At 64.9% G+C, this 374-nt stretch carries 1 pseudogene; it reads left to right on the forward strand.

The features are described from left to right. Positions 1-374: pseudogene (locus tag AB4Y81_RS21585) on the forward strand (HNH endonuclease signature motif containing protein); the annotation flags it as partial.

The following is a 374-nucleotide window of genomic DNA, read 5'->3' on the forward strand; positions in this document are numbered from 1 at the left end:
GAAGCCCTCCGCCACGTCCAAGGCGCGTTCCTACGACGCCGACGCCGCCACGGACTCCACCACCTGGAAATCTTCGCCACCACCGAACAATACGAAACCCTCACCACCGCCATGAACGCCGCCACCAACCCACGRCTCACCAACACCACAAACACCCAAACCGGCACCACCGGCCCTCAGCTGGACCGGCGCTCCCGCGCCCAGAAACTCCTCGACGGCCTCGTCGGAGCCTGCGCCGTGGCCATGACCACCGGGAAACTGCCCAGCAACGGCGGACTCCGACCCCAACTCACCGTCACCATCGACCACCACGACCTCTTCCAACAACTCACCCACACCACCACGAGCGCCACAGAAGAAACCAACACCCCGAA

This window comes from Paenarthrobacter sp. TAF1, assembly GCF_052113825.1.
In the GTDB taxonomy this organism is placed as follows: domain Bacteria; phylum Actinomycetota; class Actinomycetes; order Actinomycetales; family Micrococcaceae; genus Arthrobacter; species Arthrobacter nicotinovorans.